We start from the raw sequence: 12,622 nt of genomic DNA, 5'->3' as shown, positions 1-12,622 counted from the left end.
CTACCCTCTCTAACTACCGTTTAACGTGCTAACCGCTGACGCGCCACCCAGGCCTGCCCCAGGCTCAGCCCCGCGTCGTTACAGGGCAACTGCTCGCCCAGATAGACCTTCACCCCGTTCTGCCGAAGGCGCTGGCAGAGGGTTTCGCGCAGCAGCCGGTTGAGAAAGCATCCGCCCCCCAGTGCTACCCGCTCTAGCCCTGTTGCCTGCACAGCCTCCATCACCCACTGCTCCAGGGCGATCACCAGCGCGCCATGGAAGCGCTGCGCCCCCCGGACCGGATCGGCTTCATCCACCAGCGCCGATACCAGCGGCAACAGGTCCAGCTGGCCGTTCTCCAGCGCAGGCAGGTGAGCCCCCTGGAAGTCGCAGCGGCCAGCGGCCAGACTCTCCAGGCTCATGGCCGCCCGGGCCTCAAACTGGTTGTAGGCGCAGACGCCCAGCAGGGCCGCCACCCCGTCAAACCAGCGCCCGGCGCTGCTGGTGGGGGGACAGTTGAGCCCCTGCCGTAACATCTGCGCCACCACCGGGCTGCCGGGGTAGGGCAGCCGCGATTCGATCTCCTGGTTGCGCCCCAGCAGATGGAGCAGGGCGGCAGCGATGCGCCAGGGTTCTCGGGCAGCCCGATCCCCGCCGGGCAGAGGCAGGGATCGCAGCTGCCCCAGGCGTTGGTAACCGGCCCCCTCCAGCAACAGCAACTCGCCCCCCCAGGCGCTGCCATCCTCCCCCAGCCCGATCCCGTCCAGTGCCAGCCCCAGTACAGGCCCGGACAAGCGGTGCTCGGACATCACCGCCGCGATATGGGCATGGTGGTGCTGCACCGCCACCAGCGGCACCCGCCACTGTTCCGCCAGCTGCTGGGCCAGGCGAGTGCTGAAAAAATCGGGGTGCAGGTCGCAGGCCACCGCCTCGGGGGTAACCGCGAACAGGCGGCGCATGTGCTCGACGCTCTGCTCCAGGAAACGGCAGGTGTTGGCGTTATTAAGGTCGCCGATATGAGGTGACACGTAGGCGCGCTGCTGCTTGGCCAGGCAGATACTGTTTTTGAACCAGCCCCCCAGCGCCAGCAACGGGGGCCCCTCCGGGATAAGGGGAAGGATTTGCGGCGCCAGGCCGCGCCCCCGCCGCACCACCATCGGTGGCGTACCGGCCTGCACCACTGAATCGTCGCAGCGACAGTCGATCGCACGGTTGTGCAGAAGCAGCCCATCCACGAACCCCGCCAGCTGCGCCAGCGCCTCCGCGTTGTCGATCACCAGCGGTTCACCCGCCGGGTTGGCACTGGTCATCACCAGTCGCAGGGACTGGGGCTCGGAGCGCCAGCCGGCATCGGTCGGGCGCCCTGCAGCCTCAAAGAAGATCAGCTGGTGCAACGGTGAGTAGGGCAGCATCACCCCAAGGCTGTCGAGCCCGGGCGCCAGCCCCTCCGCCAGCAGGCGGGTACTGTCCCGCTGCCGCCGCGGCAACAACATGATGGGAGCGGCACTGGACTCAAGGCGCCGGGCACTGGCCTCGTCCAGCTCCACCAGCGACTCCAGCGATGCGCGGTTGGCGACCATCACCGCAAAGGGTTTGGCATCCCGCGCCTTACGCTTTCGCAGCCGCTCGACCGCCGCGCTATTGTCGGCATCGCAGACCAGGTGAAAGCCGCCGATCCCCTTAATGGCCAGGATATCCCCCCGCCTCAACGCCCGCAGCGTGCTCTCAATGGGGTCCCCCTCGACCGTTTCCCCTGCGCTGTCCACCAGCGTCAGTTCGGGGCCGCACCGGGCGCAGGCATTGGGTTGGGCGTGAAAGCGACGATCACTCGGGTTGTCGTACTCCTGCTGGCAGCCACCGCAGAGTTGAAACTCCGCCATAGAGGTATAGGGGCGATCGTAGGGCAGGCGCCGGGTAATGGTGTAGCGTGGCCCGCAGTTGGTGCAGTTGATAAAGGGGTAGCGGTAACGCCGGTTGGCGGGATCAAACAGCTCGTTCAGGCAGTCCGGGCAAACCGCGGCATCGGCAGCCACCGAGGTATTGGCTTCGGTGGCACGGCTCTGGACAATCCGAAACCCGCGCTCCGGCTGCAGGGGTCGCTCGACCACCTCGCAGCGATCGATCAGCGCCAGCGGGGGAAGCTCCTGATGCAATAGCTGCTGGAAACGCTGCAGGTTGGGGAGCTCACCCTCCAGCTCAATCTGCACACCCTCACCATCATTGGCCACCCAGCCATCCAGCCCCAGGCGCTGAGCCAGGCCATAGACAAAGGGGCGAAAACCGACCCCCTGCACCAGCCCGAGCACCGACAGGTGCAGCCGCTGGCGAGACAGAGCCACCCCGGACACGATCAGCCCTCACCCAGACCGTAACGGTCCATCTTGTTGCGCAGACCAACTCGCGACAGCCCCAACTCGTCCGCCACCTGGCTCTTGTTGCCCTGATGACGCCGGAGCGCCTGGCGAATCAGCTTCGCCTCCAGCGCCTCCACCTGCGAGCGCAACCCATGGGACTCGGTCTCTGGCAGGCTCTCTCCCTGCTCCTCACTCGCCTGCTCCGCTTCGCGCACGATATGGGGAGCCAGCAGCTCAGCTCCGATCACCTCCTGTTGTGACATCACCAGCATGCGCTGTACCTCGTTTTGCAGCTCACGCACGTTACCGGGCCAGTGGTAGCGGCTGAAGCAGTGCAGCACCTCGGCGCTGAAGCCCCGTACCGGTCGGTTAAACCGCTGGGAAGCTTCCCGCAGCAGGTTGTTGGCAATCAGAACGATATCCCCGTCACGGTCGCGCAGCGGCGGCACCTGCAGGGACACCGAGGCGAGGCGATAGTAGAGATCGGCCCTGAAGCGACCCACCCTCACCTCCTCCTGCAGGTCGAGATTGGTGGCGGCGACCACCCGTACATCCACCTTGCGGCTCTGGGCTGCACCCAGGGGACGAATCTCCCTCTCCTGCAATACCCTCAGCAGCTTGACCTGGAAAGCGGGGGATATGTCGCCGATCTCGTCGAGAAAGATAGTGCCACCGTTGGCTTGCTCAAACAGGCCAACGTGGTCGTTGACGGCGCCGGTGAAGGCCCCCTTGCGGTGCCCGAACAGCTCGCTGGAAAGCAGCTCATCGTGCATGGCACCGCAGTTTTCCACCACAAAGGGCTGCTCTGCGCGGGCGCTGTTGTAATGGATCGCCCGCGCCAGCAGCTCCTTGCCGGTACCCGATTCCCCCTGCACCAGCACAGAGATGTCGAAGGGGGCCAGTTGCGCCACCTGGTCGCAGAGGGCGTTCATGCTGCTGTGTTCGCCCCGCAGGATGCGGTCAAAATGAAACTGCTGCTTCAGCTCGCTGCGCTGGCGCTGCAAGTAATCGTCGAACTGCTCCGAGGAGAAGCGCATCTCCTGGGCCAACAAGCGGTTCTCCTGCTGCAGCTGGTAGAGGCGCGCGGCATTGCGCACGGTCAGGATCAGGGCATCAGGGTGCCAGGGCTTGGTGATGTAGTGGTAGATACCGCTCTCATTGATCGCCTGGATGATCTTGTCGGCGTCGGTGTAGCCGGAGATGATGATGCGCAGGGTTTGCGGGTGCTGCTGTCGCACACCGGCGAGAAAGTCGACCCCGCTCCGACCCGGCATGCGCTGGTCGCAGAGGATTACCTGGCAGGGGTCCTGCGCCAGCAGGCGCTCCCCCTCATCGGCGCTGCTGGCGGTCACCACTTCGAACTCGTCATCGAGGATGCGGGCGATGGTTTCGATGGAGCGCTGCTCGTCATCGACGACCAGCACCCGGGGCCGATCTAAGGGTACCGGCATCAGAGTGACAGCTTCTGCTGCTTCTGCTTGAGGCCGCCAAGCCGCGCCTCAAGGGCATCGATTTCGCGCTGGATCATCGCCTGCTGGCGCTCGGCGATCCACTGGTACCAGGCGCTCATCCCCTCGCCGCTGGTGGCGGAGCACTGGATTACCTCTATGGCCGGGTTCACCTTGCGAGCGCTGGCGATGCAAGCCTCCACATCAAAGTTGAGGTGGGGCAGCAGGTCCACCTTGTTGAGCAGCATCAGCTCCGCGCCACTGAACATATCGGGGTATTTGACCGGTTTGTCTTCACCCTCGGTGACCGAGAGAATCGCCACCCGGTGGGCCTCTCCCAGGTCGAAGGCGGCAGGACACACCAGGTTGCCGACGTTTTCAATCATCAGCAAGTCGAGGGCCTCCAGCTCCAGCTTGTCCAGGGCATGGCCCACCATGTGCGCATCGAGGTGGCAGCCCTTGCCGGTGTTGATCTGCACCGCACTGGCTCCGGTCGCCCGGATGCGCTCAGCGTCGTTGGCGGTCTGCTGATCGCCCTCGATCACCGCGATGGCACAGCGCTCACGCAGGTCCTCAATGGTGCGGGTCAGCAGGGTCGTCTTGCCCGAGCCGGGGCTGGAAACCAGGTTGATCGACAACAGGCTCTGGCCCTGCAGGCGGGCGCGGTTAATCGCCGCATAGCGATCATTCTTGCCGAGGATATCCTGCTCAATCTGCACCATCCGCGACTGGCTCAAGCCCGGGGCGTGCGCGTGGGCAGCACCCTTGCCATAGTGCAGATCGCGACCATTATCGGCCGGAGTAAAGGGGGTCTCACCACCCACCGGGTGCGCCTTGGGGGCAATCCGTGCGTGGGAGTGACTATGGGAGTGGCTGTGACCATCCGGCCCATGGTGGTGATGACCCGCGTGGGAATGGTGCGCGTGGGAATGGGACTCTTGATGGGGGTGCAGATCGGCACCCTCCACTCGGGTTTCGCCGCTCGCGCAGCCACAGGTAGTACACATCGTCTCTACTCCACTTCCAGCTCTTTGACCCGCATCTCAGTTCCCTCGGTGGCCTGCACCTTGTAGCCGCTGCACAGCGGACAGGGGTCGAAACGGGCGTTATGTTCAACACTCTGAAAACAGTCCAGGCAGTAACCTCGCCCGGGAGTTTCAATCACCTCCAGCTGCGCCCCCTCGGCGAGGGTGCCCCGGCAGACCGCCTCGAAGCAAAAGCGCATGGAGTCCACCTCCACATTGGAGAGCCGGCCAATCTCCAGCCACACGGTCTTGACCCGCGCAAAGCCCTGCTTATCGGCGTACTCCTCCAGGATTTGAACAACCCCTTCGGCCAGCGACATCTCATGCATTACACACCTCTACCTCAAAACCGACACAGGGGTCGAGCGACAGGCCGATCAACTGCACCTGCTGGCGCAGACGCTCGAGATTAGCCGCCGGCAACGCCAGCACCGCCTGTACCAGCGGCCCCTCGGGATGAAAGTTCCATTCGGTGGGGGCCACCACCTGATAACGGTGCACCCGTCCCTGACGAATTTCAAGCCGATGGAGCAGGATTCCACGGGCGGTTTCCACCCAACCGGCCGCCCCATCCTCGCCACGGGCAAAGCTGCCCATCGCCAGGGCCTGGGCAGGATCCAGCAGGCGGTCGATCTCCAGCAGGCGCGCCACCAACCGCGCCAACACCAGGGCCCCCTGCCCTCGCAGGGCCGACACCAGAGGATGATCCCGGTGACGCACGATCGCCCCGGCTTCGGGGTGTCCCCCCGCCAGCCAGGGCTGGGCGCCATACCCCTCGTGGCTCTCCAGCAGGGTCACCAGCTCGGGCAGAGCGTCCGCGTCCAGGCCCATAAGGCTCGGCTGCATAAGAATTGGGGCTTCCGCGGTTGGCAAGCACTCGCCTAGACACCGTAGCATATCCCCAAGGGGAGCACGGCTGCTGGCCAGCCACTGCTGCCAATGGGTCAGCCCCTGGCCACAGCAGTCGGCCAACCGGTACTCCAGCAGTCCGCCTTCGACGGCCTCCCGAAGCGCCTGCCACCAGGGAAGCGGTGCATTGTAAAGGGGAGCGGCATCCAGCGCCTTGATCTGTTGCAAGATCTGCTGTCGAATCGGGGCAAAAGGGGAAAGCAGAGGTACTTTGCCCAGGGTAACGGGCAGATCGATAAAGAAACGCCACAGGTGCTCCTGCAGCGCCTCCAGCCGGGCTTGCTGGATGAGGCCCGGAGGCGGTTCACCCCCCTCGATGGCGCCCTGCGCCAGCGTCGCCGCCAGCGACTGCGCCTGCCGGCACAGGCTGTAGATCACCGGCACCTTGGAAAGTGCCTGGGAAACCCGATCCCCCTCCAGCAAGCGCCCCGATATCTGCGGACGGGTAGAGATGATTTCGACCGAGCCCACCCGCTCCTCGCGACAGCGAAGCAGGATGCGTAATTTACCCTCGATCACAGCGGCCTCCGGATCAGGCCCGGCAGGCGGTGGTCTGTGCAGCGTCCTGGCTGTCGAGTTGAACCACTGGCAGCTGACGAATCACCCGCATCACATCCAGTGCCAGGCCGCGCGCCTCCTCGTGGCTCTTGATCTCCTGCAGGGGTGACATCAGCGAGCAGCAGAGGTAGCGACCAACCCCCGTCTCCTCCCGCGGGCTAAAGCGGTAGACCCCCTGGGGGAAGGCGATATTGATCTCGTTACCCTTGCCCAGCTCCAGCTGCGGCCAGGGGGAGCCGTCCTTGCGCAGCAGTAGCAGATTGATAAACCAGGGGGTAATCAGGACGCCGAGCCAGTGCCCCTCCCACTCTTCGAACCCCACCGCCTCCACCGCTACCCGACGGTTGATCAGCGGCATATCCTGCATGCGCTGCTCCAGCACCTCGTTGAAAACCTTTTCCAGCACCGGTGAGGGGTTGAGGGAAAACCCCGGATGTTGATCACTCATCAGATACAGCCTCGCTCTGAAGAACCGGTTGGTTCGTTGGCGACCACCGGCTCGGGGTCGAGATTGATGCCCGCCATAAACTCAAGGGCCTCGCGGGCACGCGCCGGCTCAATTTTTTCAACCGCAAAATTACCCACCTGAATCAGTACGTAGTCGCCCAGGGACACCGGCTCGTTCATCAGGATCAGGCTCACATCCCGCCGCTGGCCATAGGCTTCGACGGTGGCCATCAGGTCATTGATGGCGACTATTTTTGAGGGCACACCGAGGCACATCGGCTTAGCCCACCGCGCACTGGGGAAGCGGGGTCGCCGTGACCCCGAGCCGCTCAAGCTCGTCGAGGCACAACTGCACCATCTGCTCCAGCAGGGCGTTGACCTCGGGGGTCAGGGTAACGCCGGTCTCCATGGAGATGGGGGTCACCCCGAACAGGGTAAAGTGGTTGGGCATCTCGCCGGTCAGCGACATGATCGCCAGCAGGTCGGAGATCCCCAGCTGGTGGGGCGATATCTTCTGCCGAAACAGCGCCGGCACCTCATCATCCCGCAGGGTAACAAGGGTACCGGGGGCATCGCCGGTGTGGACCGCATCGATCAGTATGACGTGATCGCGGCTGGCTATGGTGTCCAACAACTCCATACCGGCCGTGCCGCCATCCACCAGATCGACATCAGGCGAAAATTGATATCGACTCTCCAGTGCTTCGACGACACGAACGCCTACTCCCTCGTCGGTGAGCAGGATATTACCTACCCCAAGTACCAAAATCGTCATCTTGTTACCTCACTTGTTTACAGCGCTTTAACCGTCACAGTGGAATCGTTCTCGGTATCGACCAGGTGGATCGCACAGGCGATGCAGGGGTCAAAGCTGTGCACGGTGCGCAGCACCTCCAGCGGCTTGTCGGGATCGGCAACCGGATTGCCCAGCAGGGAGGCCTCGTAGGGTCCGGGCACATCGTTTTGGTTGCGCGGACCGGCGTTCCAGGTGCTGGGCACCACCGCCTGGTAGTTATCGATCTTGCCATCCTTGATCACCACCCAGTGGGAGAGCACGCCGCGGGGGGCTTCGTGGAAACCAACGCCACGGATCTCTCCCTTGGGGAAGACCGGCTGGTTGAAGGTATCGGTGTCACCGCTGCCGATGTTATCCACCAGGTTCTGCCACTGCTGCTTGATCTCATCCTGCAACACCGCACAGCGAACCGCGCGGGCGGCGTGACGGCCGATGGTGGAGTGCAGCGCACCCACACCCACCTTGGCACCGGCCACACTGCTGGCGGTGTCGAGCACGAAGTTGAGGTGCTTGAGGGTAGACTCGTGACCGGAGGCGGCCAGGCACAGCACGTTGGCCAGAGGACCCACCTGGGCCGGCTTGTCGTAGAAGGTGGGGGACTTGATCCAGGAGTACTGACCCTCGTCGTTGAAGTCGTCGTAGTTGGGCTCGGTCTCCCCTTCCCAGGGGTGGAGGGCGTCGTCGCCGTGGTACCAGGAGTGCTTGGAGCTCTCCTTGACCCCCTTGATAAAGAACTCATCCTGGAAGGAGGTGATCGGCTTGAAGGTGCTAAGGTCACCGCCGGTGATGTAACCACCGGGCAGGGCGAAGGAGGTGCCCTTGCTGTCCAGCGCCATCTCCGGCACACAGAGGTAATCGGTGACGCCGGCGCCGTAGCCGGTCCAGTCGGCGTAGAAACCGCCCACGATGGAGACATCCACCAGGTAGGCGTTCTGCACGAAGTCGTCCATCTTGTCGATCAGCGAACGGATGTACATCAGGCGCTCCATATTGAACACACCCTGGCTGTCGAGGTTGATGGAGTTGGTCACCCCGCCCACGCAGAGATTCTGCACATGGGGGGTTTTACTGCCGACGATGGTGACGATGCGGTTGGCCTCGCGCTGGATCTCCAGCGCCTGCAGGTAATGAGCTGCAGCGATCAGGTTGACCTCGGGGGGCAGGGTCATGGAGGGGTGACCCCAATAACCATTGGCAAAGATACCCAGCTGGCCGCTGGCCACAAAACTCTTCAGTTTTTCCTGCACCGCCCTGAGCTCATGGACGCTGTTGCCCTTCCAGGAGGAGAGGCTTTCGGCCAGCTTGGCCGCCTGCACCGGATCCGCCTTGAGGGCAGAGACGATATCCACCCAATCCAGGGCGGAGAGGTGGTAAAAGTGCACAATGTGGTCGTGGATGGCGTGGGCCGCCAGCAGGATGTTACGGATGTACTGTGCGTTCTTGGGCACTTCCAGCCCCAGGGCGTTCTCGACCGCACGCACCGAGGTGAGGGCGTGAACCGTGGTGCAGACACCACAGATGCGCTGGGTATAGGCCCAGGCATCGCGGGGGTCGCGGCCCTTGAGAATGGTCTCGATGCCGCGCCACATCTGGCCGGAAGACCAGGCCTTGCTGACTTTGCCCCCTTCCACCTCAACGTCGATGCGCAGGTGACCCTCAATACGTGTTACCGGATCTACAACAACTCGTTTAGCCACGGTTACTCTCCTGTGTCTCTTGGGATGCGACGCCCCGGGGCGCCGCGATCAATTCAATGTTTTCTGGTGCCGAGCCGGGCTCAGGCGTGCTCTACTTTGGGCAGTACCGGCAGCCATTTGACGATGGCCAGGTAGCCGGCCAGCTCGATGGCGATAAAGCCGATGCTCAGCAATAACTCCTTGGTGGAGGGGAAGTAGACGTAGCCTCCCCCCGGGTGCCAGGCGATCATGAAGGCGTTGGCGCGGAACAGGGCACCGGCCAGCAGCAGGCTGACCGCGGCGATCATCAGCTGCGCACCACTGCTGCGGCGTTTGGGCGACAGCAGGATCACCAGCGGCGTCAGGAACAGCAGGGTTTCAATAAGGAACATATTGCCCCGCAAATCGCCGGCGAAGGCGCGTCCCAGCTCTCCGCGCAGCAGCAGGTCGCCAAAACGCAGCACGAAATAGCCCACCAGCAGGTAAACGATGATCTTGCCCAGCCCCTTCAGCAGATGGGTCTCCGAAGGGCGACGATAACCGGCGGTCACCAGCGACGCCTCGAAGATGACGATGGAGAAACCCATGGCGATGGCGGTGATCAGCGCAAACAGAGGCTGCAGCGAGACCGACTGCCAGAGCGGATCCACCTTGTGGCCGGCGGCGATCAGCATGGAGCCGAGGGAGGACTGGTGCATGGCCGGCAGCAAGACCCCCAGCCCCAGGATCACGAATAGCCAGCGGTCCAGCAGCTCCTTAAGGCGCGGTGCCTTGAAGCGATCCAGGAAGGCCGGCGCAAACTCCAACACCAGGATGATGGTGTAGGCGGTCACACAGAGCCCCACCTCCAGCATCACCGAGTTGAAGTTCATTTGCCAGGGCAGGAACATGTTGTAGGCCTGCCAGTAACGCCCCATATCGACGAAGGCAGAGAAAGCACCCAGGCTGTAGCCGAACAGGCTGGCCAGCAGTGCAGGGCGGACCAGCGGGTGGTATTTGCCCTTGTTGGCGATATAGACCACCATCGCCAACGCCCAGCCACCGGTGGCGAAGCCAGTGCCGATGATGACGTCATAAACGACCCAGACCCCCCAGGGGTAACCATCATTAAGATTGGTCACCGCTCCCAGGCCAAACACAAAGCGCTCGACCAGAATCAGCGCCGTGATGCCGATCAGCAGACACAGGAACACAAACGGAAGGGTAACAATCTTGTGATCCAGCCGTTGATACTGATTACTCATCGTGGTCACCTCCCTTGGTGTTGCGGCGAGCCAGGTAGATCAGCCCCGCCAGGATGCCCGCCGGTGCGATCATGCCGCCGTAGAGGGTGTGCTGTACTGTCTCGGAGTTGGCCGCGTAGGATCGTTCCGGCAGTTCCGGCAAGCCCAGGTTGGTGATCGGCGTCCCCGCCAGCACCAGCACCTGGGTACCCCCTCCCTCCTTTTCACCGAAGATGTGCTGCTGGTAGTCCGCCTTGACCTGAGTCTCGTAGGTGTGGGGGGAGTCGATACTGCTGAGTTGGTAGCGGTAGGTATCGCCCTTTTTCAGCTGCAGTCGGCGCTTGGCCTCGGCCAGCAACTCCTTGCGGGTGCCAAAGATATTGGCGCCGGTGGGGCAGACCTCGGTACAGCCGGTGATCTGGCCCTGATCGATCCGCTCCACCCCCTTCTGGTTGCAGAGCTGGCACTTCTGGATCTGGCCGAAGGCCTCATCGTACTCGTATTTGGGCACGTTGTAGGGACAGGCCATCACACAGTAACGACAACCAATGCAGGCGTCGGGGTCGTGGCTGACGATACCGGTTTTGGGGTCCTTCTTCATCGCCTTGACCGGACACACGGAAACACAGCCGGCATCCACACAGTGCATGCACTGGCGCTTGCTGAAGGAGAAAGTGCCATCCTCCAGTCGGGCGGCGTTACCGCCGGTGGCGCCATTGTAGGCCTGGATGATGGTGAGGGTGTCGGCCGACAGCTCCTCTGCCATATCCCACTGCTCGGCCCCCTCTACCAGCTCGGGAGGCATCTCGTTGATCTCTTTGCACTTGACCACACAGGCACGACAGCCGATACAGAGGGTGGCGTCGTAGAGCATGCCCACGGCCTCCTCCGATACCGGCAGGTTGTCCCGCGCCGAAGCGGTTCCGGCACTGGTGGCGATCAGCGCCCCGGTACCCGCCGCCTTGAGAAAATCACGTCGTTTCATAGATCCCCCCGGCCTTAGTTGTCGTCAGTGTGAGAGGAGGATTCAGCCCCTTCGCTGCGCCCCAGTTGACGCACCGTCATGGCGGTCGCACCGACTACGGCACCGGCTACCGCGCCCAGCAGCGCAGCGGCACCGGCACTGGCACCCTCACCCTGCACCGGAGCGACCGGCGGCAGCATATCGGGCGGGGTATGGGTGGTGACGGTGGCGAGGTCGTACAGCGCCTTCTCAAAACCGACGCCCTTCTCGGTACAGCCGAAGCAGGGCGCTCCCACGCCCACGGGCCAGGCACCACCGCCCACATCGCCGAACTCGATGGAGGGACAGTTGGCGAAGGTTTCGGGGCCCTTGCACCCGAGCTTGTAGAGGCACCAGCCGGCGCGGTGGCCATCATCCCCAAACTCGGTTGCAAAACGTCCCGCATCGAAGTGGGCGCGGCGCTCGCAGTTCTCGTGGATCAGGCGACCATAGGCAAACTTGGGACGGTTGAGCTGGTCCAGCTCCGGCAGGGTGCCATAGGTGAGGAACTGCATCACCGTGGAGAGGAAGTTGTAGGGGTTGGGGGGACAGCCCGGAATATTGATGATGGTCTTGTCGGGCAGGATCTCATGCACCGGTGTGGCACCGGTGGGATTGGGGCCGGCCGAGGGCACGCCACCCCAGGAGGCGCAGGAGCCGATCGCGACGATGGCGGCAGCCCCCTCGGCCGCCTCCTTGACGTGCTCCAGCATGGTCTTGCCGGCGATCTTGCAGTAGATACCGCCATCTTTAGTGGGGATGGAACCCTCCACCACCAGCAGATACTTGCCCCAGTTCTCCTTCATCGCCGTGTGCTTGGCCTCTTCGGCCTGGTGGCCGGCGGCGGCGCTCAGCGCCTCGCTGTAATCCAACGAGATCTGGTCCAGGATCAGGGTTTCGAGGGTCGGATGGGTGCTGCGCAGCAAGGACTCGGTACAGCCGGTGCACTCCTGTCCAGAGAGCCAGATCACCGAGGGCCGGCGTTGCTGGGCAACGGCGTGGGCCAGCTGGATCGCTGCGCCACCGGAAAGCCCCAGGGTGGCCGCCATGCCGGTACAGAATTTCATGAATGTCCGGCGAGTCACCCCCAAGCGGCTCGCCAAATCCTCTATTTCACGGTCGTGTGTCATCGTGCGCTTCCTCTAGCCCATCGCGTTTCAGTGCCCCGGCTCGCTGTGCGGCGAACTCACCCACCCCCAGGCCG

The 12,622-nt window shown here is 63.5% G+C and carries 12 protein-coding genes; all 12 read right to left on the bottom strand.

All coding sequences use genetic code 11. From position 1 onward, the window contains the following. Positions 1-20: 20 nt before the first annotated feature. The gene (hypF, locus tag D0544_RS00655; protein ID WP_207905734.1) at positions 21-2,327 is read right to left on the bottom strand and encodes a carbamoyltransferase HypF; all 2,307 of its coding nucleotides are present in this window, start codon (positions 2,325-2,327) and stop codon (positions 21-23) included. A 2-nt stretch (positions 2,328-2,329) separates the two neighbouring features. Beyond that, positions 2,330-3,784 (bottom strand): sigma-54-dependent transcriptional regulator, encoded by a 1,455-nt coding sequence (locus D0544_RS00650; protein WP_125013849.1) that lies wholly within the window; start codon positions 3,782-3,784, stop codon positions 2,330-2,332. After that, positions 3,784-4,788 (bottom strand): hydrogenase nickel incorporation protein HypB, encoded by a 1,005-nt coding sequence (gene hypB / locus D0544_RS00645; protein ID WP_125013847.1) that lies wholly within the window; start codon positions 4,786-4,788, stop codon positions 3,784-3,786. Before hypB ends, D0544_RS00650 begins: the two co-directional genes overlap by 1 nt. 5 nt (positions 4,789-4,793) lie before the next feature. Then, the gene (gene hypA / locus D0544_RS00640) at positions 4,794-5,135 is read right to left on the bottom strand and encodes a hydrogenase maturation nickel metallochaperone HypA (RefSeq protein WP_207905733.1); all 342 of its coding nucleotides are present in this window, start codon (positions 5,133-5,135) and stop codon (positions 4,794-4,796) included. Then, positions 5,128-6,234 (bottom strand): nickel-dependent hydrogenase large subunit, encoded by a 1,107-nt coding sequence (locus tag D0544_RS00635; protein ID WP_125013845.1) that lies wholly within the window; start codon positions 6,232-6,234, stop codon positions 5,128-5,130. Before D0544_RS00635 ends, hypA begins: the two co-directional genes overlap by 8 nt. A 13-nt stretch (positions 6,235-6,247) precedes the next feature. Further along, positions 6,248-6,721 (bottom strand): [NiFe]-hydrogenase assembly chaperone HybE, encoded by a 474-nt coding sequence (gene hybE / locus D0544_RS00630; protein ID WP_125013843.1) that lies wholly within the window; start codon positions 6,719-6,721, stop codon positions 6,248-6,250. Then, positions 6,721-6,984 (bottom strand): HypC/HybG/HupF family hydrogenase formation chaperone, encoded by a 264-nt coding sequence (locus D0544_RS00625; protein ID WP_207905732.1) that lies wholly within the window; start codon positions 6,982-6,984, stop codon positions 6,721-6,723. Before D0544_RS00625 ends, hybE begins: the two co-directional genes overlap by 1 nt. A gap of 16 nt (positions 6,985-7,000) precedes the next feature. Next, positions 7,001-7,495, bottom strand: coding sequence for a HyaD/HybD family hydrogenase maturation endopeptidase (locus D0544_RS00620; RefSeq protein ID WP_125013839.1), 495 nt, complete (start codon positions 7,493-7,495; stop codon positions 7,001-7,003). 17 nt (positions 7,496-7,512) lie between these two features. Continuing rightward, the gene (locus D0544_RS00615; protein WP_125013837.1) at positions 7,513-9,213 is read right to left on the bottom strand and encodes a nickel-dependent hydrogenase large subunit; all 1,701 of its coding nucleotides are present in this window, start codon (positions 9,211-9,213) and stop codon (positions 7,513-7,515) included. Between the two features lie 80 nt (positions 9,214-9,293). Continuing rightward, complete coding sequence (gene hybB, locus D0544_RS00610; RefSeq protein WP_125013835.1) at positions 9,294-10,436, bottom strand: Ni/Fe-hydrogenase cytochrome b subunit; 1,143 nt, start codon at positions 10,434-10,436, stop codon at positions 9,294-9,296. Beyond that, positions 10,429-11,400, bottom strand: a complete 972-nt coding sequence (hybA, locus tag D0544_RS00605) for a hydrogenase 2 operon protein HybA (RefSeq protein WP_125013833.1) — start codon at positions 11,398-11,400, stop codon at positions 10,429-10,431. Before hybA ends, hybB begins: the two co-directional genes overlap by 8 nt. Positions 11,401-11,414: 14 nt before the next feature. Then, positions 11,415-12,548: a hydrogenase small subunit gene (locus tag D0544_RS00600; RefSeq protein ID WP_125013831.1), complete on the bottom strand. Its 1,134-nt coding sequence runs from the start codon at positions 12,546-12,548 to the stop codon at positions 11,415-11,417. Between the last annotated feature and the right edge of the window lie 74 nt (positions 12,549-12,622).

It is taken from the genome of Aestuariirhabdus litorea, assembly GCF_003864255.1.
In the GTDB taxonomy this organism is placed as follows: Bacteria; Pseudomonadota; Gammaproteobacteria; order Pseudomonadales; family Aestuariirhabdaceae; genus Aestuariirhabdus; species Aestuariirhabdus litorea.
Note: the sequence above shows the minus strand (reverse complement) of the source record. Positions and strands in the feature narration are given on the sequence as shown.